Source organism: Psychromonas sp. psych-6C06 (genome assembly GCF_002835465.1).
GTDB lineage: Bacteria > Pseudomonadota > Gammaproteobacteria > Enterobacterales > Psychromonadaceae > Psychromonas.
Map to the genome: position 1 here is coordinate 529,967 of NZ_PIZM01000002.1, position 20,943 is coordinate 550,909.

Consider the following 20,943-nt stretch of genomic DNA (forward strand, 5'->3'; position numbering starts at 1 on the left):
ACTCTCCTTCATTACTGCATAAGTGATGAAGGCCTGAAGTATGCTAGCGTCACACTTTCAAGTCGGCGCTATGTTCAAACAATCCAGAGGTAGGTATGGATTTCGAAAAGTTCTCTCCAAACAATATCAGCGCAGATAATCTCACCATTCCTTTCATTAAAAACCATATTCAAAGCTTCAATGATTGGCAAGTTGATGCCTTTAAAGGTAAACAAGATATTAGTAAATTAGTGCAACAACGTGCACGTTATATCGATGATTTATTAGCGCTTTTGTGGGATTTTGTTGGATTGAATGAAAGCTATGACCTGTCTTTAATTGCGGTAGGCGGATATGGCCGTGGGGAACTTCATCCTCGCTCAGATATTGATCTCTTGATACTTTCTGAATCTGGCTTTAGTGAGCAATCTGAACAAAAAATTAGCCAACTTATTACTCTACTTTGGGATTTAAAGCTCGATGTGGGTCAAAGTGTACGTACTCTTGAGGATTGTTATGAGCAGGGCAAGAATGACATCACTATTGCAACCAGCATGCTCGAGGCCCGTTACTTAGTTGGTAACAAACAAACCTTTAAAAAATTACAAGGACTACTGGAAAGTGAAAGTTTCTGGCCCTCTAATCAATTTTTTATCGCCAAAAAAGAGGAGCAGATTGGTCGCCATAAATCCTGCCACGGAGATGGGTACAGTTTAGAGCCCGATATCAAAAACGGCCCGGGTGGTTTACGAGATTTACAAACCGTAGCCTGGATCTCCAAATGCCATTTTAATGCTCACAGCTTATTGGAACTCACTAGTTTTAACTACATAACACCGAGTGAATATCGTGAGTTAGTTGATTGCCAAACTTTTCTTTGGACTATTCGATTTGCCCTGCACACCGTCACTAAGCGCCCAGATAATCGTTTGCTTTTTGATTTCCAAAATGAGGTTGCCGCATTATTAGGTTATAGCGGCACGGGTAATCAAGCGATTGAGCAGATGATGAAGGCGTTTTACCAAACGATTCATCGCGTTAAAGAGCTCAATGACATGTTATTGCAATATTTTGATGAAGCGATTTTAGGCAACTTAAATCAGCAAATTGAAAATATTGATGAGCACTTCCAGCTTCGCGATCATATGATCGAGTTAAAAACAGCCACTCTTTTTACTGATCGCCCCGAGATGATCCTACAACTCTTTTTACATGTAGCCAAAGATCCCCGTATCCAAGGTATCTACTCTCCTACATTACGTGAGCTACGCGAAGCACGTCGCTGCTTAACCCAGTGGCTACAAAACATTCCTGAGTGTCGCATTATCTTTATGGAAATTGTTCGTCATCCACGTGGTATGGGGTTACCGCTAACATTGATGCATAAATATGGCGTATTAGCGGCCTATATTCCGCAATGGAGTCGTATTGTTGGCCAAATGCAGTTTGATCTATTTCATGCTTATACCGTTGACGAACACACCCACAAACTCATTAAAAATATTTATAAGTATCCAGTTACCAAAGAGATACATCCACTCGCCCATGAGATTTATAGCTACCTAGAAAAGCCAGAATTGCTGTTTTTAGCAGCTATTTTTCACGATATTGCCAAAGGGCAAAAAGGCGATCACTCTACACTCGGCGCTGTTGATGCCTGTGCATTTTGTGAATTACACGGTCTTGGTCGCTACGAAAGTAAATTTGTTGCATGGTTGATTAAAGAGCATTTAACCATGTCCGTCACCGCACAACGACGTGATATTAGTGACGCGCGAGTTATTATTGAATTTGCAAAAGTCGTGCGAGATGAAAAACACCTTAACTTCCTATTCTGTTTAACGGTTGCTGACATTTGTGCGACCAATGAAGATACGTGGAATAGCTGGAAAGGTACTTTACTTCGTGAACTCTACTACAGCACACAGAAAATGCTGCGCCGTGGCCTTGAGAATCCACCTGATATTCGCGATCGAATTCGCGATAGGCAACGCAAGGCATTAGCACTACTCGTTGAGCAGAACATTCCTGAAAGCGCCGTTAAAGCCTTGTGGAAACGCTTTAATCTAAACTATTTTTTCCGCTACAATTCGGTGCAAATTGTATGGCATACCACCCATCTTTTACAGCATAAAGATCACAGTCAACCAATGGTGCTAATTAGTGATCAGAATGCGCGTGGGGCAACTGAAATTTTTGTTTACCATAAAGATATGCCGGTGCTATTTTCATCGGTTGTCACAGAAATAGATAATAAAAAGCTCAGTGTTCACGATGCAAAGATACTTTCAAGCCGTGATGACTTTTCTCTCAGTACCTTTACCGTCTTAGAGCAAGATGGCGAGCATATTGATCCTGATAAAAAACAGCGTCTGAAAAGTGCGATTGAGATGGCCTTGCTTGAACCGGAGCAGGTAAATACACAACAAACGCGTTTAATGCGCATTAAACGCCAGTTTAAATTTGAGCCCGAAATTACCTTTTTACCGACAAAACGTAAACGTACTCAAATTGAAGTAGTTGCCTTCGACGCACCTGGTATACTCGCTAACATTGGCGAAGTATTTATGATGAGTGGTTTAGTCTTAGATACCGCAAAAATCACCACAATTGGCGAGCGAGCAGAAGATCTATTTATTGTTTCTACTGAAGATGGTGATGCATTAACTGAGCAACAAGAAGAGAACCTAAAAGCACAATTAATTGCGGAGCTAAGCCCAGATAGCTGATATTGGGCGGAAAAGTAGCACTGAGTGTTCAGAATCACTTCTGTTCACTCGCGTTCTTACTTATTGGCTAAACAACACAAAATGGTGATTAAGAATCGACAGCGTCACCTTATCTCCAACTTGAAAATTTTCCTGCAAATTACTCTGCTTAACGATATAAAGCTGACCTTTAAAGCTTACCGTAAACTGCTGAAATGCTCCTAAAAAGTCAATATCAGCAATCGTTGCTTCACCATCTGTAGAAGCATTAATTGCAATCTGCTCTGGGCGTAATAATAGTTGTAACGCATCCCCCTGTTGATATTGAGTAATATTGTCACTGACAAATACCCCCAAATCAGACTTAAAGCTATTTTCAGTTAATACCTGTACATCAATGTAATTACTCTGTCCCATAAAATCAGCAACATAACGCGAATTAGGATAACTATAGAGTTCCTGCGGTGCACCTATCTGGATAATTTTTCCGGCCTGCATTAATGCAATTTTGTCTGCAAAAGCAAAACCTTCCTCTTTTGAGTGCGTTACAAACAATGCGCTCATTTGGTGCTTTTTAAGTAATAATCGAATCTCTTTAATCAGCTGAAAACGAACATGTTGGTCAAGATTTGAAAAAGGCTCATCTAACAACATCAACTCCGGTTGGTATGCTAAAGCACGTGCAATCGCAATTCGTTGTTGCTGCCCCCCTGAAAGTTGATGAGGGAAGCGCTGTGCATACTCACTCAATTGTACCAATGACAACACATTCTCGACGCGTTTTTTCTTTTCATCAAAACGCATTTTTTGTAACGAAAAAGCAATGTTATCAAATACGCTAAGGTGTGGAAAAAGTGCATAATCCTGAAAGATTAACCCTACTTTACGTTTTTCTGGTGGCATATTGACGTTATCGTCATTAACCACATTGCCATTGATACTGATATTGCCACTCAACTCCGACTGTAATCCAGATACAGCCCGTAATAATGTCGTTTTCCCACAACCACTCTCGCCAAGTAAGCAAACAATTTCATTGTCTTGTAACGTAAGATGAAGGTTTTTTAAAATATGATTTTGTTGCTGATAACCTTGATAAAAGCAGTTCAAATTTTTAATTACTAACGCAGACATTAACTGGCCTTCTCTAACAAACGATTGACAACAATAAAGGGCACTAGGCCAATTAATACAATAAGTAATGCAGGCAACGCAGCATATTCAATCATCTCATCGGAGACAAATTGATAAACATAGGTAGCCAAGGTTTCAAAGTTAAATGGACGTAATAAAAGGGCTGTAGGTAACTCTTTCATCGCCTCTATAAATACTAAGATAAAAGCCGTTAACATCCCTTTTTTAATTAATGGAAGGTTAACTCGGCGAATTGTTTGTCCAGCCGTTTGGCCGAGTGAGCGAGATGCAAGATCTAACGAAGGGGAAACTTGCGCTAAACTACTATCGATACTTCCCACTGCTATCGCACTAAAACGGACTAAATAACCGACCACCAAGATAAACAACGTACCAGAAAAGAGTAAACCAACACGTGAAAAACCAAACTCAACAAGTTGCCGGTTAAACCACAAATCTAAACTGGTAAAAGGGATCAACACACCAATCGCCACAACAGTCCCCGGCACGGCATAACCTAATGAAGAAAGGCGAATACACATTTTAGCGAATAATCCGGGCGATAAGCGCTGATAAAAATTAACAAAAAGGGCAATAATAAGCGCGATTGAAGCAACGATGCTCGCCAGCCAAAAACTATTTAACGTATATTGCCAAAGCTCTTCATTAAGCGATACAGAAAAATAATGAACTGCATAAGAGAGAAGCGCACACAGTGGCAATAAGAATGCAAAAAAGAGTAATCCCCATAAAAAGCCTAAAACAGCCCAGCGATGCCAGCCAAACAACTGAAAGCGCAACTCCGTATGAGTTGCACCACTTCTCTGATAAATTTTTTGTTTACGCCGACTATGGTTTTCTAGGCTAATTAGAATAACTAACGCAAGTAACATTAGCGAAGATATTTTAGCGGCAGTTGTTAAACTACCCAGCTCTAACCACGTATCATAAACCGCTGTAGTGAGGGTATTCACGGCAAAGTAATTAACCGTTGCAAAGTCTCCTAATGTTTCCATTGCAATCAGCGATAAACCAACCGCCATTGCCGAACGTGACAGCGGAAATGAAACACGCTTAAAAGCTTGTAATGGAGAAAGACCTAAAGTTCTAGCAGCTTGAAATAGTCCACCCGACTGACCAAGAAATGCACCACGCAACAGGAGATATAAATAAGGATAAAGCGTTAAGGCTAAAATAACGATGGCACCATTAGCAGTGCGAATATCGGGAAAGTAATAATCACTCACTGATTGCCAGTGCATGAATTCACGTAAAAAACGCTGAATCGGCCCACTAAAGTCCAATAGGTCTGTATACACAATAGCAACAATATAAGGCGGAATAGCGAGAGGAAGCATCAAGCACCATTGCAACAGCGAACGGCTAGGAAAATCACAACAAGCAATAAACCAAGCGCTGGGTAATGCAAAGCAAAAGCTTAATAATAAAACGCCAGCGATAACGCCGAGGGTAGTCAGTGTGTAATCAAGAAGGACAGTATCGATAAGGTGCTGAAAACTGCCACTCTCATCAACGGAAAAAGCACTCATTACGAGTGCTAATATTGGCAATACTAATAAAAAAGTTACTCCCCATGGGAGTAACTTATAAAACGAAAATTTCTTAGAGATCAAACTTCACTTCATCCAATAGTTTAACTGCTGCTTTATGTTGCTTAGCAATATCAGCCAGCGGTAAAACATCTGCTTTAAATTCGCCCCATGATGCAACTAATTTTGAAGGTTGTACACCTACTTTTACTGGGTATTCATAATTTACTTCAGCATACATCTGCTGAGCAGTATCACCCGATAAAAATTCCATCAATTTGATTGCATTATCTTTGTTTGGTGCATATTTAGCTAAAACAACACCACTTACATTAACATGTGAACCGGTTGTCTTTTGATTAGGGAAGTTGATACTTACCGCTTCAGCCCAACTAACCTGCTTTGGATTTTCTAGCATTTTACCTAAGTAATAGTTATTACCTAGTGCATAATCACACAGGCCATCTTTTACTGCTTTTACTTGAGCACGATCGTTACCTTGTGGTTTACGCGCAAGGTTTTCTTTTACTTTTTCAAGCCATACCTTGGCATTCTCTTCACCTTCATGTGCAATCACAGACGCAACTAATGATACATTGTATGGATGTTTGCCTGAACGTGTACAAATTTTGCCTTTGAATTCTGGTTTAGCAAGATCTTGGTAAGTGATATCAACAGGGCCAACACGATCTGCAGAAGAATAGATATTACGCACGCGGGTTGTTAAAGCAAACCACTGATTATCTGGATCACGATATTGAGTTGGTATGTTTTTATTTAATGTATCACTGTTTACAGTCTGAGTTAAATCTTGGCTAGTTAGTTTAACAAGACGGCTAATGTCAGTTGTTAATACCAAATCAGCAGGTGAAAGTTCACCTTCACGTTTAACACGCTCGATTAAACCTTTTTTAGCAAATAAAATATTTACTTTAACGCCAGTTTCTTTTGTAAACTTCTCCATAATAGGCTCAATTAAGAAAGCTTGACGGAAAGAATAAACATTCACTTCTTCAGCAATTGCTGTAAGTGAAGTTGCAGTAAGAGCAAGCATCGTAAGGCTACGAGCAAATAGTTTTTTTGGTGACATATAATTTATCCAAATGGTAATAGTTATCAATATGAAAAGGATTGTAATGATAATGATTCCTGTTTGCAACCTATTATTTGAATTTTTATATGCGTGAATCGCTTCAACTTTTCTTCATCTGACACAGCAAACTTGTTTATTTTGAGTATAATATTCAATAATTACATTAACTAAGGGTATATCTCCATGGAACAAACAGTTCAAGAAGTGATTAATGCGGTCGGTGGCTCAAACAATATTAGTAGTTGTACAAATTGCATGACACGTCTGCGTTTAACGCTGAATGATGATAGCAATGTTGATCGTGCTAAAGTAAAAGCTATTTCAGGAGTATTTGGCATTATAGAGGCGGATGAGCAATTTCAAATCGTACTCGGTCCTGGAAAAGCGCAAAAAGCGGCAGATACACTTAATAAGTTAGTTGCTTAAATACAAAAGGCTACGTTAAATACTAACGTAGCCTTTAATTTTTTTGTTATTATTCCTATTAAAATTAAGCAGGCAAAGCTATACCCTGCTCTTTCATTCTCGCTAATTTATAACGCAATGTACGCGGACTGATCCCTAATAATTCAGCGACATCTTTACGTTTACCAGCGCAATTTTGTAATGCTTCTAAAATAATTTTTTGCTCTTGATCCTTTAGCCCCTGACCCAATGCAGCAGGCTCTGGCGACTTTTCTTCGACATCGTCTTTAGCTGTCACTGCGCTCAGTATCTCCTCGGTTTCAGATGGCAATTCGGGCTCTTCTGCATAGATATGCTCAAATTGGATATCTTCCAAAATCAATGATTCTACGTCAATTTTTTGACCATCTGACAAAATAAGTGCACGTTGCATTACATTATCTAATTCGCGAACATTACCCGGCCATGGGTAAGCGTTGAGTAGTGATTTCGCTCGCTCTGTTAATACAGGAATAGCCTGTGACTGGGCAACCGCATGCCTTGAGAGTAAGTGTTCAGAAAGCGGAAGGATATCACCACGACGCTTGTTTAATGGTAACCATTGCAGAGGAAATACATTTAAACGGTAATAGAGATCTTCTCTAAATAAGCCCTCATCAACCGCTTTTTTCACATCTCTATTGCTTGTCGCAAGCACTCGAATATTTAGCTTAATGGTTTTACGCGAGCCTAATCGCTCCACCTCACGTTCCTGTAAAACACGAAGTAACTTGACCTGTAAATCGAGTGGCATTTCAGTGATTTCATCTAATAAAATAGTACCATTTTGTGCTTGCTCAAATTTACCAGGACAAGCCTGTACCGCACCGGTAAATGCGCCCTTTTCATAACCAAAGAGAGTTGATTCAAGCATGCTATCAGGAATAGCACCACAATTTATCGCAATAAAAGGTTGTTCATTGCGAGAAGACTGATCATGAAGATAGCGTGACAACACCTCTTTACCGCTACCACTTGGACCGGTGATCATAACTGATGCATCACTTTGCGCCACTTTTTCGGCCATTTTAAACATTTTAGCTGTACTTGCATCACCGTAAATCGGTGTACAAGACTCGACTTTGTTAACTGGAACATAACGACTTACTTGACTCATTAACACTTCAGGAGAAAAAGGTTTAGCTAAGTAATCAATAGCGCCATCACGAATGGCATTCACTGCGTCATCAATCGTTGCATAAGCGGTCATTAATAAAACCGGTAAGGTTGGAAACTTGTCTTTAATATTTTGTAACAGCGTTAATCCAGACATTCCTCCCATCTGAATATCGCTGATCACCATATCAAATTTCTGTTGATTAAGCGTAATAAGTGCGGCTTCTCCACTATCCACTTCAACACAGTGGTAACCCGCTAATAATAAGGTATCAATTAACGCTTCACGCAATCCAGCATCATCTTCAACAACTAATAATTTTCCTTGAGACATATTAACCTCCTACTGCTTGGTTAAGGGCGACACCTCGATACTCACCTACCCGATGTAGCGGTAAAACCATTGTAAAGCAACTGCCTTTGCCAAACTCTGATTTTACCTCGACGCTACCTTTATGTGCCTGTGCGATAGATTGCACCACCGCTAATCCAAGCCCTGTACCCTGTGATTTAGTGGTATAAAATGCTTCCATCACCTTCGCTAGATCTTCTTTTTCAATACCAGGGCCATTATCCATTACAGAAATTTCAACACTATCATTACCACGACGCTGCGTACTGATATACAGTTGCGCCCCTTTTCCCGTTGCTTCGACAGCATTAGAGATAAGGTTAGTCATGGCACTGGCTAGTGCACTTTTATTGGCCATGATCAGCAAGTCAGGATCAGGTAAGCGACACTGTAAGTGCCCACCGACCTGTTGCAATAGTGTTTCACTGGCATCCTGAACCTCTTCAAGTAATGACACCAACGACACCTCATCGATTATTTTTTGGTTACCACTACGAGCAAAAAGTAACATGTCATTGACTTGGGTTTCTAAGTCGTTAAGACGATTCATCAACTTTCCCTGAAAGCGGGAACGTGAACTTTCATTGAGAGTTTTATTAGCAAGGTTAGCACCATATAACATAGCAGCAGAAAGAGGAGTCCTGATTTGATGTGCTAATGAAGCAACCATTTTTCCCAGCGATGAAAGTCGTTGTAATTTAGCGACATGCTCTTGTAATTGACGCGTAGAAGTAAGGTCGGTTAACAATATCAGTTGACCCGGTTGACCATTTAATGAAGAGATTGATAATTGAATTCGACGCCCATTTTTTAAAGATATCTCATGACCATCATCACTTTTAGGTGAAAATGAACGCTCAATGATATCGCTCCATAATAACCCTTCTAAAGGCTCGCCTAATAAAGATAATGCAACACGATTAGCTTGCTCAATAACACCGTTACCATCAATAACGATAAGACCAGAGGGCAACTCACTATATAGTTGGTCCATATAAGCGGCTTGCGCACGTAGCTGTGTTAACTCACCAGCAAAAGATTCTTGCTCAAGATCTGAAGTCTCATTATGCGAAGTTAGATTGGGCTTATAGTTAGTCATGTTATCACCTACTTAAAGTTTGCTATAAGCAGGTACAAGCAGTATTTATGCCAACCAATAAAAGCTGTTTTACAACAGAGAGTTAAAACGAAACCGCCACAAAAATGACAGACAAAAAAGCCCATCTAAAATGGGCTTATTAACACCTAAGAAAAGTGTGTTTAACCTTCTTTATTGAGGCCATATTTTTTCATTTTTTCAACCAAAGTCGTACGACGCATCGACAGTAACTCTGCAGCATGAGAAACAACGCCATCTTGACTATCAAGTGCTTGGCGAATCATCTCTATCTCAAATTCGGTTAGCTTATTTTTTAAATTCATTCCCTCTGCAGGTAAATGCCCGAGGAAACCTTGTGATTCATCAAACACTTCAGAGTCTTCTGCAACAACAGGCGCATCACCAAACATGCCCGATAACGCATCACGCTCTGCAAGTGACTCCTCTTCTTCGCTATATTGAATATGTTCAATCGCCTCTCCCTGTGCATCAAGATAACGATATTTCAATGGTAAATCATTCAAATCTATAATTTTATTCGCATGTAAAATCAATAAACGCTCTAATAGATTTGATAATTCACGTACGTTACCCGGCCAATTATGTTGCATTAAAGAGTCCAGAGCACGTTGTGTAAATCGCAATGTCGATTTATGCTCACCTTCCAAACGTGATAATAGCTCTTGCAACAGTAGTGGGATATCTTCTTGACGCTCACGTAAAGCGGGTTTCTCAATCGGGAAAACATTTAATCGATAATAGAGATCTTCTCGGAATTCCCCTTTAACGATAAGCTCTTCTAAATTACGGTGAGTTGCCGCTACGACACGTACATCGGCCTGTATAGCTTTAGTACCACCAACACGTTCAAAGGTACGTTCTTGCAACACACGTAACAACTTAACTTGCATCGGCATCGGCATATCGCCAATTTCATCTAAAAATAGCGTGCCACCAGCAGCTAACTCAAAACGACCTTTACGTGCTGAAAATGCGCCTGTAAATGCGCCTTTTTCATGCCCAAAAAGCTCACTCTCTAATAATTCAGCTGGAATTGCACCACAGTTTATGGGTACAAACGGCCCTTTTTTACGACTTGAAACCTCATGAATGGCGCGCGCAACGACCTCTTTGCCAGTGCCAGATTCGCCAAGAATAAGTACGTTAGCGTTACTATCTGACACTTGCTCAATCAAATAACGTATCTCTTGAATACGCAACCCACGCCCAACCAATGATTTAGTTAGATAATGGTTGGCTTTTTGTAATTTCTTTCCTGGATTATGGAATGACTGGCAATAATGTAATAGTTGCGTTAATTGCTCATAAACGATTGGCACACTTAAGACACCTAAATGATTTCCAACGGTTTGAGATGCACCATCTTCGCCTTCGAGGGTTAAAAAAGGTAGCTGTGGAAATGCTTCTGACAACGCTTCTGAAAGTAAATCACCATAAATGACAGCCAGTGGCTTACACTCACTCACTTTCTGTTGTAAATCATCACTTGCAACAGTTTCACAATGCTCGCCAACGAAATGTAATACGGTTTTTAATATATCAGCTTGCTTTTCTTCAACTGCAACTAAATATACCGGTGCTCTCTCTTCCATAAAATTCACTCTTAAAATTTAACTATCGCCAAGTCTAGGACAGTTTTTCATAATTGCGTATGATTATGGTCAAAAACATGACGATGACCATAAAATGACGCTTCACACTACTTAAAATAAAAAAGTAATGACTATTAAATTAAGAAAACAGGTGCTTACAAAGTAGGAATGGTTCTTGCTTTAATAAAACTAATCAACGTTAAAAGCGCTTTTAATAAGACATTTATCATATTAGTGGTCAAAAGTGTCACCTAATCGAAAGAAAAGATGTATTTATAGAAAGCAGATATACAATCATAATAGATAGACTGAAAGTAATTAGTTAAGGAAGCAAAATGCGTCGCTCGATAAAACAATATCAGAATACAAATCTAGCTCATGTCGAACAAGCGGATCCACATACGCTTATTTCACTTGTTATGCAGCATATATTAGGAAATTTAGCGGGAGCCAAAGGCGCGATAGAGCGTAAAGAAATTGAAAACAGAAATAAGATGCTCACTAAGGTGATTGGTTTGATTGGCGAATTGCAAAATAGCTTAGATATGGAGCAAGGCGGTGAACTTTCAGAGAACCTGTATGGCTTATATGGCTATATGATCTCGCAAGTAAATAGTGCAAACATCAAAAATGATGCCACACCATTAGCTGAAGTTAGTGCGCTCATTACCGAGATAAAGTCTGGTTGGGACGGTATCCCGCAAGATATACGTCAACAGTATAAGTAGTGGTATCAATGGATATTTCAACCCAATTAGCAAACCTATTTGCACTCGAAGAAAAGCTTTCAGATTTGTTAGACAATGAACAATATGAAGCCTTTCAACAGCATCAAGATCTTTTTTCAGATCAAATAAAAGCATTGCTAGATAACAACTCAGAGCAAGTATTGGCCACAAAAGTTGAGCAATTAAAAAAGCTAGAAAATGCAGTGGCAGAGTTACAAAATAGATCGGAGCACTATTATCAAGCGTTAAAAGAAAAGTCGTTACAACAACAGCGTAATAAAAATAAAATAAAAGCTTATAAATAACAGGTTTTTAAGCTGAAATATCTTATTTAATGTAAGGATCTACAAATTTGACTGCAATTCTTTCTTTAATTGGTCGCGAAAAGGCACTATTCACCGATGACATTAACCAATATGAGACGCAACTTAGTGAAATAATTTCGCAAAGTAAGTTCTTAGTCATAGGCGCGGCAGGCTCAATCGGGCAAGCGGTTGCGAAAGAGATATTTAAACGCAGTCCATTAAAACTTCACCTTGTGGATATCAGCGAAAATAATATTGTTGAGTTAGTGCGTGATATTCGCAGTTCGCTAGGTTATATCAAAGGTGATTTCCAAACATATGCATTAGATATTGGTTCAATTGAATATGATGCCTTTATTAAATCAGATGGTCATTACGACTATGTTTTAAATTTATCGGCTTTAAAACATGTGCGTAGTGAAAAAGACCCCTTTACATTAATGCGCATGATTGATGTAAATGTATTTAATACCGAAAAAACACTCCAGCAATCAATAGCCAACAATGTTAAAAAATATTTCTGTGTCTCAACGGATAAAGCGGCTAACCCAGTCAACATGATGGGCGCTTCAAAAAGCATTATGGAGATGTTTTTAATGCGTCGTAGCGCTGAAATTACAATATCAACAGCGCGCTTTGCTAACGTCGCATTCTCTGATGGCTCATTGCTTCATGGATTCAACCAACGAATACAGAAACGGCAGCCGATAGTCGCACCAAACGACATAAAACGTTACTTTGTCACTCCACAAGAATCTGGAGAGCTCTGTTTAATGTCCTGCATATTTGGCGAAAATAGGGATATCTTCTTTCCAAAACTAAGTGAAGCTTTGCACTTAGTTTCATTTGCAGATATCGCTAAAAAGTATCTTCAGCAACTCGGTTATGAAGCACATGTTTGCGATTCAGAAGATGAAGCTAGAGCATTGATAGATCACTTACCACAACAGGGTAAATGGCCCTGCCTTTTCACACAAAGTGATACCACTGGTGAAAAAGATTTCGAAGAGTTTTACACCGTTTCTGAAAAGCTGGAGATGAATAGCTATCCAAATTTAGGGATCATTAAAAATGAGTTAGCTTATGATGAGGCCAAAATTATTGAGTTTGAAAAAAGCATATCAGCACTCAAAGAAACACAACAATGGAATAAACAACAACTGGTTGAGTTGTTTAACCAAACCTTACCCTGCTTTGCCCATAAAGAAACAGGCAAATACTTAGACAGTAAGATGTAAGGCCAACCTATGCATCATCAATTAACTAAATTTATTCGCGATATCTACCAAACAAACGACTTTATTCCGTTACATAGCCCGACGTTTCAGGGCAATGAAAAGGCCTATGTATTAGATACGCTTGAGAGCACCTTTGTTTCAAGCGTTGGAAAGTATGTTGATAGGTTTGAAGACGATATCGCACGCTATACAGGCGCAAAAAAAGCCATTGCTACGGTTAATGGAAGTGCAGCACTTCATGCTTCCTTATACCTCGCAGGAATCAAAGAGCATGATCTCGTACTAACGCAGTCCCTTACCTTTGTTGCGACTTGCAATTCAATATATCAACTTGGTGCACAAGCTATTTTTATTGATATCAGCTTAGATACCCTCAGCCTCTGTCCTGATGCCACTGCGCAATACCTTGAGCAACATGCCGAACTAGATTGTGATGGCCAATGCAGGCATAAACTTAGCAAACAAAACATCAAAGCAATTCTTCCTATGCACACCTTTGGGCACCCAGCCAAATTAGAGCAGTTACAAAGAATATGTGAAAAGTGGAATTTAATACTGATTGAAGACGCAGCAGAAAGCTTAGGCTCGTTTTACCAAGGCCAACATACAGGAACGTTTGGCAAGTTTAGTGCGATTAGCTTTAACGGCAATAAGATCATTACGACAGGTGGTGGTGGTATGATCCTTTGTGATGATTTATCAGCAGGAGAGCACGCGAAACATATCACCACAACAGCCAAAGTTGCTCACCCCTATGAATACTTCCATGACCAACTAGGCTTTAATTATCGCTTGCCAAACCTCAATGCAGCGCTTGGTTGTGCTCAAATGGAATCTTTACAGCAAGTTTTAGAGAATAAAAGAGCATTAGCGGCACGCTACCAAACATACTTTAACCATTCTGATTTAACCTTTGTGGTCGAGCCTAAACAAGCTCACTCTAACTATTGGCTAAATGCAATCATATGCCCAAACGAAAAAGTGCGTGATAACCTGCTTATTAAAACCAATGAACAGGGAGTCATGACCCGCCCCATTTGGAAATTAATGCATCGTTTACCGATGTTTAGCAACGCACTAAAAGGAAAAATGGATAACTCAGAATATATTGAAAAACATTTAATAAACCTACCAAGTAGCCCCTATGAAATATCTTGATAAATTAATACTAATTGGTGGAGGGGGCCATTGCACAGCTTGTATAGATGTTATCGAGACAGAGCAACGCTATCAAATACAAGGCATTCTGGATGTTAAAGAAAAAATTGGGCAAACACTGCTTGGCTACCCCTATATTGGAAGCGATGAAGATTTAGTGCAATTTATCAACGATGATTGTCATTTTTTAATTACCATTGGCCATATGGGCAATGCACAAGTCCGTAACAAATTATTACAAAAAATCATCACCTTAAAGGGTAAGTTAGCCACCGTCATTTCACCTATTGCCTATGTAGCAAAATCAGCGAGCATTGGTCAGGGTAGCATTGTGATGCATCACGCCCTTATTAACAGCCAAGTAACGATTGGTGATAACTGTATTATCAACAGTAAAGCACTCGTAGAGCATGATTGTGTAATAGAGAATAACTGCCATATATCTACTGCATCAACCATTAATGGTAATGTTTGCGTTAAAGAGTCTTCTTTTATTGGCAGTAATGCGGTGTGTATACAGGGTGTTAGCGTTGAGAAAAATAGCTTTATCAAAGCGAATCGTTGTTTTAGCGGTATTTCAAATCCGAAAGTCGCAGTATTAACCACCATCTTCCCAATGCAGAAGCAATTTGTAGTTGATTTTTTTGAGTCGATGCAATCTCAATCTTTTTCACAATTCACTATTATTATGCTCAACGATGGCTTTAAAAACTTCAATGAAATCAAGCTACAGTTCCCAAAGCTATCAATTATTGAATTACCAGCTGCAGGGTCTATTGCCAAAAATAGAGCTCACTTACTACAATTTGCAAAGGTGAATAACTTTCAAAAAGTAATTTTTGCAGACAGTGATGACACTTTCAGCAAAAATCGTATATCAGCTTCCCTGAAAGGGTTAATCAAAGCGGATATTGTGGTTAACGATCTGACTTCCGTGCGTAATGGACAAGTTGAGAATGAAAAAATTTACTCTCAACGCTTAACTAACCGCACATCGATTTCACTCGACTTTATTCTCCATAAAAACCTTTTAGGCTTATCTAATACTGCCATTAACTTAAATGCCGTGCCCATCTCTTTAATTAATTTTCCTGATGAGCTAGTCGCTGTTGACTGGTATTTTTTTAGCTTACTACTGATGAATGGCGCAACGGCGCATTTTACTCAAGATTGCATCACATATTATCGTCAGCATGATAGCAATACAATTGGAGCGGGAAGTATCAACAGCAACTTGATTTCTCAGATTATAAATACCAAAGAACTCCATTATAAAAACTTACAGCATCATGGGCCACAGTACACTAAGCTGTTACTTGAAATACAGACACTAAAAGCTCAGATCAGCAATAAGAAATACCTAGAAAAATTAATCACCTTAAACTCCAATTTAACTAAGCCACTATTCTGGTGGGAATTACAGGTTTGCACCGATGAAATTAACTAAGCATGTTGATATTAATAATTACTCAAAACCCTACATAATTGCAGAGCTTGGCTCAAATCATAATGGAGATATGGCGCTAGCGAAAAAATTAATTATTGAAGCAAAAGCCGCTGGCGCGGACTGTGTAAAATTTCAAAGTTGGAGTAAAGACACCATCTTCGCAAGGGTCAAGTACGAGGATAACTACTTCATCGCAGATGATTACCGTGATAGAAGCGATTATACGCTCGAAGAGATTGTTGAAGAATACTCTATTTCAGAAACAGAGCTACTTGAAATGAAATCATTCTGTGATGATGTAGGTATCGATTGTTCTTCTACTCCCTTTTCTAAACAGGAAGCGGATTTTCTTATTGAGAGGCTACATTCTCCTTTCATCAAAGTCGCTTCAATGGACTTAAACAACTTACCCTTTTTAGACTATTTAGCTAAAAAGGGTAAGCCAATGATTATCTCCACCGGTCTCAGTGAATTAAGCGAAATAGACAAAGCAATCAACACGATTGAAACGGCCGGTAATACACAAATAGTCATATTGCATTGTGTCTCAACCTACCCACCTGTTGATAGCGATGTAAATTTGAATAATATAACTACGTTAATGAAGGCTTACCCTGATTACTGTATTGGTTTTTCAGATCACACCATTGGCATTGATATCCCTTTAGCTTCAGTCGCTCTTGGTGCAGCGATAATTGAAAAACATTTTACGCTCGATAAAGAGATGGAAGGTTGGGACCATAAAGTATCAGCAACCAAGGATGAATTAACAGCCATCGTCAAAGGCGCTAAAAGGATAAATGATGCACTGGGTGATTTTCGCATTAAAGCACCGGAATCAGCAGAAAAAATAGCTGAATTTAGGCGTAGTATTGTGCTCAGCCGAGCAATGAAAAAGGGTGAAGTCATTAACCTAAATGATATTGACTATAAACGTCCCGGCACAGGTATTAAGCCAGAATTAACAGAGTTTATTCTGGGCATGCGAATTAATAAAGATTTACCCTTTGATCATATTCTTAGCAAAAGTGATTTAACTTAATGTTGGCGATTATTCCTGCTCGAGGTGGCTCAAAGGGCTTACCTAATAAAAATATTAAACTCCTCAATGGCAAGCCACTGATTGCTTACACCATCGAGGCAGCGCTAGCTTGCTCAAGCATAACAAGCGTATTAGTTTCTACAGATGATCAAGCAATCTACGATGTAGCGATTAACTATGGCGCACAAGAAACCTTTTTAAGGCCGCAAGAGTTAGCGACAGATACGGCAATGGCAATTGATAATTACATCTATACAATTGAACGAATTAATCGTGAACAAAACGCGAATATTAAAGAATTTGTAGTATTACAACCAACTTCACCATTAAGAAACAGTGAAGATATTGAGCAGGCGATAGCGCTATTTAAAAAGAAACAGGCCGATTCTGTTATTAGTTACTGTCAAGAGCATCACCCTATCTCCTGGCACAAATACCTTAACGAATCTGGTCAGTTAGAAGATATATTGCCAAATAACATAGATAACAGACAAGCATTGCAACCGAGCTATTTTCCCAATGGAGCGATATATGTATTCAGCTATAAATTAATCGCATCGCGAAAATATTATTCTGAAAAATCATATCCTTTCATTATGCCTCGAACCCGCTCTGTGGATATTGATAGCATCGATGATTTTAATTATGCAGCCTTTTTATTGGAGAAGTTAAATGCGTAATACCTTCATTCTCACTGAACAAAGCACTCTTTATGATGCAATAAAAGCATTAGATGAAACTGGCATTGGGTTTCTTGCATTTATTGATCAACAAAAGCACCTACTTGGCATACTAACAGATGGGGATTTACGTCGAGGAATACTCAACAAAAAAACTGAAATAATTGACATTATTAATAAAGACCCTGTCACGATCGATTATAACACCCCACAAAAAGAGATTATTGCACACCTTAAAAAACTACATCGACGCCACATGCCCTTAATTGATAACGGTATTTTCAAAGGCGTATTTTCACTCGATGCTATTGATTTTGTTTCAAAGCAAAATGTGGTTGTGATAATGGCAGGCGGATTAGGTTCACGATTAGGAGCATTAACCAAAGACACCCCAAAACCGATGCTACAGGTAGGCGATAGGCCAATGCTTCGACACCTTGTCGAACAATTTAGAGATCAGGATTTCCGACGTTTTATTTTCTGTTTAAACTACAAAAAAGAGGTAATTAAAGAGTACTTTGGCAATGGTAATAAATTTGGGGTGCAAATAGATTATATTATTGAAGAAAAAAGAATGGGCACCGCAGGCGCGTTAAGTTTAATCGAGCAAACAATAGAGTCCCCCTTTTTCGTGATTAACGGTGATGTGTTAACCGATGTCGATGTTAATGCGCTGCTATCGTTTCACCAAAGCAAAAACAACATTGCCACTATGTGTGTGCAACCATACGAATTACAGGTTCCTTTTGGTGTTGTGGTGACAGATGAAAAATCACAGATCGTAGATCTAAAAGAGAAGCCAGTCTCAACTTACAATATAAATGCTGGGATATATGTATTAAACCCAGAGGCATTAAATGCAATTCCTAGAAACCAGTTTTATGATATGCCAACTCTATTTCAACACTTCATTGATAAGGGCAAACAATGTTCTGTGTTTAACCTACATGATTATTGGTTAGACATTGGCCAAAAAAGCGATTTACATCAAGCCAATCAAGATATGAATAATTATAAAGTATCGGAATGAAGCGACACACCTTAACAAAAGTGTGTCGCCTTAGATCATAGCTAAAGAATTAAAAAGCGATCTGTCTTACTTGTTAAAATTCACCCTACCTGTGTTGTGAGTTTGGAAGGGAGAATAACTAACTTCTGCACCTCACGCCTTGGTAGTTTTTAAGTTTTTCCTGCGCAATACGAGAGCACTTTCTAAATTCCATTGCGATTAAAACTTCGCAGGCTTGTTGTAATTTTCACTTAATTCAACAAATAGCCAATCAAAATGAGTATTTAGCGTTTCTAAACAAAACTTAATATATTGCTCTTGTGGTTCACGCTCGGTAAAAAGGTATACATTACTCATAATGTTCGATTGCATATAGTTTAATGAGCCATTTATAAATCGTTGAAAAATTGTTTTAGCCCTATTTATCTCCGTATTATTTAAAAATGCATATTGCTTAGAGAATGCCTCTGCTAGCTCAACTCTTGTATTTACACCTTTCGTAAATGACTGTAATTTTTTAATATAAACTTTAAACTTAGGTATTAATAATTTAAATTCATCATTTAAGTTATTCTTAAGGCCCTCCTGATACTCGAAGCACTCTTCCAATAAATTAGCCACAACATGAGACTTTTCATTAATATTTTTATGCAAAGGTAAATCTGAAATTCGGCAAGCAGTAGACAGTTCTATTTTTGCTCCATCACTTGTATTAATACAAGTAACATTTGGATTAGCCTGTAATAACATTTCTAGCATCATTCGCGAAGCATCAAAAATTTGAGTCGTTAAAACTTCATCAACAAAGTTTCCAGGGACTTTTAGATTACCTTTCATAGTAGGCAGGTTAAATTTTAAATCCGCATTATCATGATAGTAAATACTCTCTTTAGAGTGGTGGCGCTGATCATCTCTAAAACCATAATCGACACCAAATAAAACAAGTTTTTCAAACCCCATCTCTATGGCAATTGATGCAGCCGCATTCGATACCGTTGGGTTAGAGTACAAAACCTCAGTAAATTTATCGGAAATAAACTCTCTAACGAAAGCACCACCAGCATCAAGAGGCTTAAGCACAAGGTGTGCTTTCTTAAATAATTTTAATACCTCCGGATAAACTGTATTTAAACAGATTAGATCGATCTGTTTAAGCTTCTCCTTTTCTCCCATTTTTAAAACAAGATCTAATAAAATAGCAGGACGCTCCATCTCGATATGAATATCAGGTGTAATGTCGTTATTCAGTAGTGTTTTTAAAGCTGTACCGCAAGAAAAAACAATCGCTTCTCCTTTGTGTGCTTTTAAATATTCAATACTCGCGTCAAGTGAAGGTCCATTACCTATAATAAATACTGGCAGATCTCTTTTCTTCGCTTTTGCTGAATCAACTAAGCATGGAAATTGTGACTCTGTAATATTCGACAAAGTGTGGCTGATACCAATGATTTCATCTTCACAAAACCCCCACCCGCTTACATAACGATGGGCAAGATCGTGTACCATTTGAAATGCTTCATTAGTCTGATCACTAAGGTAATGCCTATATAGAAATAACCTAGAAGCGTTAAAATAACCTTTGCGTTTGAATATTTTAGCTATCTCATTGACGAAACCATTGGCATTACCGCCAATTTGTAATGTTAATTGACCGCCTTTTGCAAAGCATGACTTAATCATGTCACCAATATCAACGCTATGAAGCGTACAATAAAAACAATCAACGTCAGGTTCATAAACAAAGGCATAGCGTATATCGACTTGATTAAATATACTTTGTAGGTGATGTCCTAACCCCGTCCCCATAAAAGCAATAAAATCGATTTGGTCACCTTTGGAAAAGGGAGCTGAAGTACTTAAACCAATCTCATCTACACGTTTATCAACAATCTTATCTAAAGTTATTTCATGCTCATAAGTCCGGTTACCATCTCGCTGAACATGGTAAGTAAAGTGTCTAGGTTTTTTTAAAAATTCACTAACTTGCTGTTCACTCAGCTTTTGTGGATCATCGTCATAAATTAGGTTGCCATTTGATACCAGATTTAGATGTCCATTTTCGTCAAAAATTAATTTTACTCGCGTCGGAGTGTAGTTTTCATAAAACTTATAAACATCAGGCATGAATTTTTTTAAGACTGCCATATTATTGACGAACGTCGCTCGGAGCAGTTTAGTTTGAATATCTAAGAGGGGATCTATCGCTTGCGTCATAAATAAACTCGCTTATTGGATTTAATAATTGATT

General features: G+C 38.6%; 17 protein-coding genes. 10 read left to right on the forward strand and 7 right to left on the reverse strand.

Translation table 11 applies throughout. From position 1 onward, the window contains the following. Positions 1 to 95 precede the first annotated feature (95 nt). On the forward strand, positions 96 to 2,708 hold the full coding sequence (glnD, locus tag CW745_RS05535) for a [protein-PII] uridylyltransferase (protein ID WP_101107518.1): 2,613 nt from the start codon (positions 96 to 98) through the stop codon (positions 2,706 to 2,708). Between the two features lie 60 nt (positions 2,709 to 2,768). On the opposite strand, the gene CW745_RS05540 is transcribed toward glnD, so the two are convergent. From CW745_RS05540 to CW745_RS05550, 3 genes are all read right to left on the reverse strand, one after another. Beyond that, entirely contained in the window at positions 2,769 to 3,821 is a 1,053-nt protein-coding gene (locus CW745_RS05540) for an ABC transporter ATP-binding protein (RefSeq protein WP_101107519.1), read from the reverse strand. Continuing rightward, complete coding sequence (locus tag CW745_RS05545; RefSeq protein WP_238596704.1) at positions 3,821 to 5,371, reverse strand: iron ABC transporter permease; 1,551 nt, start codon at positions 5,369 to 5,371, stop codon at positions 3,821 to 3,823. The genes CW745_RS05540 and CW745_RS05545 overlap by 1 nt, the downstream gene beginning before the upstream one ends. A gap of 73 nt (positions 5,372 to 5,444) precedes the next feature. Further along, positions 5,445 to 6,461, reverse strand: coding sequence for a Fe(3+) ABC transporter substrate-binding protein (locus CW745_RS05550; protein WP_101107520.1), 1,017 nt, complete (start codon positions 6,459 to 6,461; stop codon positions 5,445 to 5,447). Positions 6,462 to 6,647: 186 nt separating this feature from the next. Here CW745_RS05550 and CW745_RS05555 point away from each other — a divergent pair, with 186 nt between their 5' ends. Next, a complete protein-coding gene (locus tag CW745_RS05555) occupies positions 6,648 to 6,890 on the forward strand; it encodes a PTS transporter subunit EIIB (RefSeq protein ID WP_101107521.1) in 243 nt (80 codons plus the stop codon). Between the two features lie 64 nt (positions 6,891 to 6,954). On the opposite strand, the gene CW745_RS05560 is transcribed toward CW745_RS05555, so the two are convergent. The 3 genes from CW745_RS05560 to CW745_RS05570 all read right to left on the reverse strand — a co-directional run bounded on the left by CW745_RS05560 (position 6,955) and on the right by CW745_RS05570 (position 11,088). Next, positions 6,955 to 8,358 (reverse strand): sigma-54 dependent transcriptional regulator, encoded by a 1,404-nt coding sequence (locus tag CW745_RS05560; RefSeq protein ID WP_101107522.1) that lies wholly within the window; start codon positions 8,356 to 8,358, stop codon positions 6,955 to 6,957. Position 8,359: 1 nt separating this feature from the next. Then, positions 8,360 to 9,475, reverse strand: a complete 1,116-nt coding sequence (locus tag CW745_RS05565) for an ATP-binding protein (RefSeq protein ID WP_101107523.1) — start codon at positions 9,473 to 9,475, stop codon at positions 8,360 to 8,362. A 161-nt stretch (positions 9,476 to 9,636) separates the two neighbouring features. Then, positions 9,637 to 11,088 carry a sigma-54 dependent transcriptional regulator gene (locus CW745_RS05570; protein WP_101107524.1) on the reverse strand — a complete coding sequence of 484 codons (1,452 nt, stop codon included), beginning with the start codon at positions 11,086 to 11,088 and terminating at the stop codon, positions 9,637 to 9,639. A gap of 335 nt (positions 11,089 to 11,423) precedes the next feature. On the opposite strand from CW745_RS05570, the gene fliS reads away from it, so the two are divergent. The 8 genes from fliS to CW745_RS05610 are packed head-to-tail and all read left to right on the forward strand — an operon-like array spanning position 11,424 to position 18,716. Beyond that, positions 11,424 to 11,816 (forward strand): flagellar export chaperone FliS, encoded by a 393-nt coding sequence (fliS, locus tag CW745_RS05575; protein WP_101107525.1) that lies wholly within the window; start codon positions 11,424 to 11,426, stop codon positions 11,814 to 11,816. Between the two features lie 8 nt (positions 11,817 to 11,824). After that, on the forward strand, positions 11,825 to 12,121 hold the full coding sequence (locus CW745_RS05580; protein ID WP_101107526.1) for a hypothetical protein: 297 nt from the start codon (positions 11,825 to 11,827) through the stop codon (positions 12,119 to 12,121). Positions 12,122 to 12,168: 47 nt separating this feature from the next. After that, positions 12,169 to 13,359, forward strand: coding sequence for a UDP-N-acetylglucosamine 4,6-dehydratase (locus CW745_RS05585; RefSeq protein ID WP_101107527.1), 1,191 nt, complete (start codon positions 12,169 to 12,171; stop codon positions 13,357 to 13,359). Positions 13,360 to 13,368: 9 nt separating this feature from the next. After that, positions 13,369 to 14,517, forward strand: coding sequence for a LegC family aminotransferase (locus CW745_RS05590; protein ID WP_101107528.1), 1,149 nt, complete (start codon positions 13,369 to 13,371; stop codon positions 14,515 to 14,517). Further along, entirely contained in the window at positions 14,504 to 15,964 is a 1,461-nt protein-coding gene (locus tag CW745_RS05595; protein WP_101107529.1) for a NeuD/PglB/VioB family sugar acetyltransferase, read from the forward strand. The genes CW745_RS05590 and CW745_RS05595 overlap by 14 nt, the downstream gene beginning before the upstream one ends. After that, entirely contained in the window at positions 15,951 to 17,006 is a 1,056-nt protein-coding gene (locus tag CW745_RS05600) for an N-acetylneuraminate synthase family protein (protein ID WP_101107530.1), read from the forward strand. Before CW745_RS05595 ends, CW745_RS05600 begins: the two co-directional genes overlap by 14 nt. Beyond that, positions 17,006 to 17,686, forward strand: coding sequence for an acylneuraminate cytidylyltransferase family protein (locus CW745_RS05605; RefSeq protein WP_101107531.1), 681 nt, complete (start codon positions 17,006 to 17,008; stop codon positions 17,684 to 17,686). Before CW745_RS05600 ends, CW745_RS05605 begins: the two co-directional genes overlap by 1 nt. Then, positions 17,679 to 18,716 carry a nucleotidyltransferase family protein gene (locus tag CW745_RS05610; RefSeq protein WP_101107532.1) on the forward strand — a complete coding sequence of 346 codons (1,038 nt, stop codon included), beginning with the start codon at positions 17,679 to 17,681 and terminating at the stop codon, positions 18,714 to 18,716. The genes CW745_RS05605 and CW745_RS05610 overlap by 8 nt, the downstream gene beginning before the upstream one ends. A 198-nt stretch (positions 18,717 to 18,914) precedes the next feature. Here the strand turns inward: CW745_RS05610 and CW745_RS05615 are convergent, their stop codons facing one another. Further along, the gene (locus tag CW745_RS05615; protein ID WP_101107533.1) at positions 18,915 to 20,909 is read right to left on the reverse strand and encodes a 6-hydroxymethylpterin diphosphokinase MptE-like protein; all 1,995 of its coding nucleotides are present in this window, start codon (positions 20,907 to 20,909) and stop codon (positions 18,915 to 18,917) included. Positions 20,910 to 20,943: the final 34 nt, after the last annotated feature.

Coding starts and splice junctions, on each gene's coding strand:
- glnD (WP_101107518.1), top strand. CDS start 96: ATGGATTTCGAAAAGTTCTCTCCAAACAATATCAGCGCAGATAATCTC.
- CW745_RS05540 (WP_101107519.1), bottom strand. CDS start 3,821: ATGTCTGCGTTAGTAATTAAAAATTTGAACTGCTTTTATCAAGGTTAT.
- CW745_RS05545 (WP_238596704.1), bottom strand. CDS start 5,371: ATGAGTGCTTTTTCCGTTGATGAGAGTGGCAGTTTTCAGCACCTTATC.
- CW745_RS05550 (WP_101107520.1), bottom strand. CDS start 6,461: ATGTCACCAAAAAAACTATTTGCTCGTAGCCTTACGATGCTTGCTCTT.
- CW745_RS05555 (WP_101107521.1), top strand. CDS start 6,648: ATGGAACAAACAGTTCAAGAAGTGATTAATGCGGTCGGTGGCTCAAAC.
- CW745_RS05560 (WP_101107522.1), bottom strand. CDS start 8,358: ATGTCTCAAGGAAAATTATTAGTTGTTGAAGATGATGCTGGATTGCGT.
- CW745_RS05565 (WP_101107523.1), bottom strand. CDS start 9,475: ATGACTAACTATAAGCCCAATCTAACTTCGCATAATGAGACTTCAGAT.
- CW745_RS05570 (WP_101107524.1), bottom strand. CDS start 11,088: ATGGAAGAGAGAGCACCGGTATATTTAGTTGCAGTTGAAGAAAAGCAA.
- fliS (WP_101107525.1), top strand. CDS start 11,424: ATGCGTCGCTCGATAAAACAATATCAGAATACAAATCTAGCTCATGTC.
- CW745_RS05580 (WP_101107526.1), top strand. CDS start 11,825: ATGGATATTTCAACCCAATTAGCAAACCTATTTGCACTCGAAGAAAAG.
- CW745_RS05590 (WP_101107528.1), top strand. CDS start 13,369: ATGCATCATCAATTAACTAAATTTATTCGCGATATCTACCAAACAAAC.
- CW745_RS05595 (WP_101107529.1), top strand. CDS start 14,504: ATGAAATATCTTGATAAATTAATACTAATTGGTGGAGGGGGCCATTGC.
- CW745_RS05600 (WP_101107530.1), top strand. CDS start 15,951: ATGAAATTAACTAAGCATGTTGATATTAATAATTACTCAAAACCCTAC.
- CW745_RS05605 (WP_101107531.1), top strand. CDS start 17,006: ATGTTGGCGATTATTCCTGCTCGAGGTGGCTCAAAGGGCTTACCTAAT.
- CW745_RS05610 (WP_101107532.1), top strand. CDS start 17,679: ATGCGTAATACCTTCATTCTCACTGAACAAAGCACTCTTTATGATGCA.
- CW745_RS05615 (WP_101107533.1), bottom strand. CDS start 20,909: ATGACGCAAGCGATAGATCCCCTCTTAGATATTCAAACTAAACTGCTC.